Raw genomic sequence first — 3,361 nt, 5'->3', positions numbered from 1 at the left:
GGGCAGGAAGTTGTAGGGAGATTTAACTTTTATAATCTTAATATGGAGGAGTGTCTTATGAAAGTAGATCCACTTACAACTCAAGTCTATGACTATATATCAAAAAAAATCCAAAATGGAGAGTATGAAGCTAATCAGAGAATTACTGAATCTGAAATTTGTAACTCTATTGGAGTTAGTAGAACACCAGCAAGGGAAGCACTAACGAGGTTGGCAGGTGAAAATTTACTAGAAAAGATACCTAATAAGGGATTTGTGGTAAAAGAGTTTCAGGAAAAGGAAAAACTAGACACATATTCTGTAATTGGTGTGTTAGATGCGTTAGCAGGTTCTTCATCTTTAGAAAATTTAACAGAATCAGATTTAATAAAAATGGACGAGTTAACAGAAATGATGGCTATCTCTATAAAGTATAAAAATTACAATAACTACTTAAAACTAAGCAATGAATTTCACGATATATACATAGCAAAATCAGAGAATCAAGTGTTAATAAATATGTTGAACTCTCTTAGATATAATTTTATGTCAAAGTCATATACTAGCGACAATGAAGAAGAATTGTATAAAATGTTAACTTACAGCAATAATCAACATATTGAGGCAGTGAAGTTTATGAGAGCAAAGGATTCAGAAAATGTTGAAGCAATTTTAAGAAAACATTGGAAAACGATACCTATAGCAGAGATGGAATAAGAGAAGCTTTTAAAAGCTTCTCTTATTTTTTATATAATTCTATCATTATTTTATTATTTTTAATCTATAAATATCAATATAAAGTTAATTAAAAATACAACTAATTTTATATTGATATTTATAGGTTAATGTAGTAATATTTTAATGCAAAATATAAAGGGGGGGATAATATAAAAACATATTTTTCAATAGGAGAAGTATCTAAACTTTTTGATTTATCAATAAAAACTCTAAGATACTACGATAAAGTAGGTATATTAAAACCAGCATATGTAAATCAAGAAAATAAATATAGGTATTATTCAAGAGAACAATTTATGAGTATAGATGTAATTAAATACTGTAAGATTATGGGTATGGCTCTTGAAGATATAAAAAAATTAATTGATTCAGATAGTTCAATTGAGTCTATGATGAATACAATTGATAGACAAAATAAAATGATAGAAAATAAAATAAAAGAACTATCAGATGTGAAAAATTATCTAAATGATATAGAATTTAAAGTAAATGGATTGTTGAAATATGATTTAAATAATGTGTTTATAAAATACAATAAAGAAAGAAAAGTAAACATATATAAATGTAATTCAAAGGATGAAGTTGAACTTGAGATGTATCTGAGACATATTATTTTACACATTCAAGATAAGTATAATGATGTATATCCTATAATCTCAGGTAGTATTTCATATGAGAAAGTAATTAAAGAAGGTAAAGCATTATTATACGATGACATAATAGATTTTAAAGAAAGAGAAGAATATGAAAATGAGCATATTTTACCAGAAGGTGAATATTTAACAATTATATATGATGATAATTGGAATAACGCTTATCATTATTATCAAAAAATAATAGATTATGCAAAGCGTAATAATATAGAACTCGTTGGAAATTTTAATGAAATATGGATGCTTTCCAGAGTAGATTCAGATACAAAAGAAAAGACCTTGGTTCAATTAGAAATAAGAAAAAAATAGTATACAAAAAAACTTGACTCTCCCCTCAGAGGATATATTAGTATTTTATATAGTGAAATAATATTTATTATAATAATCTATGGGAGGTAGATTTTTAATGTCAAAAAAATTTTTAGAGTATGCTATACCATCAGCTCTTGCTATGTTTGTATCATCATTTAATACAATATTAGATGGAATATTTTTGGGAAAAGGATTAGGTGATTCAGCACTTACAGCTGTTAGTATAGTAATGCCTCTTGTAATGGTATTTTTAGGGCTGTCTAGTTTAATGGCAGTTGGAGGAGGAGCTCTAGTTTCGAAAAATTTTGGTTTTGGAGATGAGAAAAGGGCTGTAAATATATTTAGACAAGTAATAAAAGTTTTAATAATAGGTAGTTTATCTCTCACAATAATTTGTATACTTTTTTCAGAGCATATAGTTAGAATTATGGGAGCAACAGAAAGTTTAGTCGGATTATCTTCTGAATACTTAACATTTTATGCTGTTTTCTGTCTCCCAAATTTGCTAGGTCTTGTTTTTTGCAGTTTTTTAAGAAATGATGGAAGACCAAAACTTGCCATGATAGCTACTGTGTCAGGAACAATATTTCATATAACTTTAAATTATATATTTATATTTAAACTTGGATTTGGTGTAAAAAGTGCAGCAATTGCAAGTGGTTTAGGTCAACTATCTACACTTATAATAATGTTACCTCATTTTATGTTTAAAAAAGGTAAGTTATCTTTTGGTCCAGCAAATATAGAAAAGGATGTTTTAAAAGAATTATTTAATATAGGATTTCCTTCATTCTTTGCAGAGAGTGCTTTTTCAATAATTATACTTGCACATAATATAGTTTTGACAAGAGTTGTTGGAGATGTAGGTCTTTCTGCTTATGCTGTAGTAAACTATGTAACTACTAATATTTATAATCTCTTAATGGGGATAACTTTAGGTGTTCAACCACTTATAAGCTATAATTTTGGTTCTAAAGAAAGTAAAAAAATGTTAGGCTATTATAATATGGCAACAAAAATGAGCTTTTGTGTATCTATAATATTTACAGTAATATGCTTTTTATTTGGAAAAGAAATTATAAAAATATTTACGAGTGATAAAGAAATTATTTTAATGGCCTATGTTGCACTTAATATGGCTAATTTAGCCTATCTTATGATTGGAAAAAATTTAACCACGATGATGTATTATCAGGCGATAGAAATGCCAATACATTCTAATATTATAGGCGTTTTACGTTCAATCTTACTATTACCAATTATACTACTTGTTTTTTCTAAATTATTTGGAGTAAATGGAATATGGGTAAGTATGGCTGTTTCAGAACTCTTGACAGTTCTAATTATGAGTAAAGTAGCAAATATAAAGGAATGTACAAAAAATGCTATAAGTTTATAATATTATGATACTATAAATTATTTATTTAGAGTAGTGAATTTATTTACTACTCTATTTTTGTTTGTACAAATAGAATTTATTCTATAACACTAGATTAAATTTTAATAATTTTTATAAAAAATTTAAATGTACAAATATGAAAATTATTTAGCTACACTAAACTATGGATTTTAATATATAAAATAAAAATAGTATGAAAGTTTAGTAATAGAATACATACAAATTAAAAATATTAAACTTAAAGCATTAGAAAAGCTTAGAAAAAATAAAAATATAAAAT

The 3,361-nt window shown here is 25.9% G+C and carries 3 protein-coding genes; all 3 read left to right on the top strand.

Annotated features, from left to right (window positions below):
* The first annotated feature begins 57 nt into the window (after positions 1 to 57).
* Positions 58 to 696, top strand: coding sequence for a GntR family transcriptional regulator (locus KGF50_RS20875; protein ID WP_227849834.1), 639 nt, complete (start codon positions 58 to 60; stop codon positions 694 to 696).
* A gap of 170 nt (positions 697 to 866) precedes the next feature.
* Positions 867 to 1,679, top strand: coding sequence for a MerR family transcriptional regulator (locus KGF50_RS20870; RefSeq protein ID WP_227849835.1), 813 nt, complete (start codon positions 867 to 869; stop codon positions 1,677 to 1,679).
* A 97-nt stretch (positions 1,680 to 1,776) separates the two neighbouring features.
* A complete protein-coding gene (locus tag KGF50_RS20865) occupies positions 1,777 to 3,081 on the top strand; it encodes an MATE family efflux transporter (RefSeq protein ID WP_227849833.1) in 1,305 nt (434 codons plus the stop codon).
* The last annotated feature ends 280 nt before the right edge of the window (positions 3,082 to 3,361 follow it).

The sequence above is a fragment of the Clostridioides sp. ZZV15-6598 genome, assembly GCF_020657705.1.
Taxonomy (GTDB): Bacteria; Bacillota; Clostridia; order Peptostreptococcales; family Peptostreptococcaceae; genus Clostridioides; species Clostridioides difficile_F.
Note: the sequence above shows the minus strand (reverse complement) of the source record. Positions and strands in the feature narration are given on the sequence as shown.